Here is a 394-nt window from a genome sequence, read left to right as displayed (position 1 = left end):
TTGACCCCAACATCCTCATCCACGAGAAGAAGCTCTCCTCGCTCCAGGCCATGCTGCCGACCCTCGAGGCCGTGGTGCAGACGGGCAAGCCCCTGCTCATCGTCGCCGAGGACATCGAGGGCGAGGCGCTGGCCACGCTGGTCGTCAACAAGCTGCGCGGCGGCCTGAAGGTCGCGGCCGTGAAGGCGCCGGGCTTCGGCGACCGCCGCAAGGCCATGCTGGAGGACATCGCGATCCTGACCGGCGGCACGGCGGTGTCTGAGGATCTCGGGATCAAGCTCGAGAACGTGACGCTCCCGATGCTGGGCCGCGCCAAGCGGGTTCGCATCGAGAAGGAGAACACCACGATCATCGACGGCGCGGGCGCGAAGTCCGACATCGAGGCGCGGGTGTC

The 394-nt window shown here is 67.8% G+C and carries 1 protein-coding gene; it reads left to right on the top strand.

What is annotated here, in order from left to right:
- Window positions 1–394, top strand: a 394-nt coding sequence (locus tag F0L46_RS25245) for a TCP-1/cpn60 chaperonin family protein (protein ID WP_276315628.1), incomplete at both ends; no start/stop codon positions are given.

It is taken from the genome of Salinarimonas soli (assembly GCF_008386575.1).
In the GTDB taxonomy this organism is placed as follows: domain Bacteria; phylum Pseudomonadota; class Alphaproteobacteria; order Rhizobiales; family Beijerinckiaceae; genus Salinarimonas_A; species Salinarimonas_A soli.
This window is presented reverse-complemented; position numbering and strand designations above follow the sequence as displayed.